1 protein-coding gene is annotated in these 446 nt (G+C 38.8%); it reads right to left on the bottom strand.

All coding sequences use genetic code 11. The features are described from left to right. Positions 1 to 85 precede the first annotated feature (85 nt). The coding region (locus tag IAE53_RS11255) for a hypothetical protein (protein WP_200554237.1) at positions 86 to 446 on the bottom strand (361 nt) is incomplete at its 5' end.

Here is a 446-nt window from a genome sequence, read left to right as displayed (position 1 = left end):
TGTCTTACCCGCCATTGGCTCACCATAAACTGCGATACCTTTAGGCGCTGGTTTTTGTAACTTTACTTCTTGAAACTTGCTTACCTTAATCATCAATCACACCTCCAAAGTGCTTGTATGCCCACTGACTGCCATCATTCACTGCCATTGCTTGTGTTTGGTCAGATACGATGCCGACAGCTTTTTCAATTTCGTCCATCATTTCATGACCATAAGAGTTGATTTCAACTTTTGATAACTGATAGTCATAAATAAATGGCGTCTTCTGGTCTTTCTTAATGTACAAAACATGTGCTTCGGCCTTGTCAAACATCAATGCGTAATATGCAACCTGTTTGAGATAATCTTTTTCACGACCATCTCGAAAGCTCTTATAAAAAATGAAACTATCAAACTCTTTCGGTGATACTGTTTTGAAATCGTAAACCGCATCACGTGTGATCATA

Source organism: Leuconostoc sp. S50 (assembly GCF_016624925.1).
In the GTDB taxonomy this organism is placed as follows: domain Bacteria; phylum Bacillota; class Bacilli; order Lactobacillales; family Lactobacillaceae; genus Leuconostoc; species Leuconostoc pseudomesenteroides.
This window is presented reverse-complemented; position numbering and strand designations above follow the sequence as displayed.